Raw genomic sequence first — 207 nt, forward strand, 5'->3', positions numbered from 1 at the left:
GTACCTATGCCAATAGTGAAGTGGCCACGGCTGTGACTTTGACCAGCGCCAATGGCTACGCTGCTAGCACGACTCGTGCGGTAGGTACGAACGCCAATGAAGTAGTGGCCACATCAGCCACCGGTACTGATGGCTTCTTGGCTAGCAACTATGACATCACGTATGTATCTGGTAGCTTGGCGATCACAGCTCGTCCGATCACCTTGA

The 207-nt window shown here is 53.6% G+C and carries 1 protein-coding gene; it reads left to right on the forward strand.

What is annotated here, in order from left to right; all coding sequences use genetic code 11:
• On the forward strand, positions 1 to 207 hold a 207-nt coding region (locus ICE88_RS08670; RefSeq protein ID WP_216252073.1), incomplete at both ends, for a hypothetical protein.

Origin of the sequence: Polynucleobacter sp. AM-26B4 (genome assembly GCF_018882285.1) — a bacterium.
GTDB lineage: Bacteria > Pseudomonadota > Gammaproteobacteria > Burkholderiales > Burkholderiaceae > Polynucleobacter.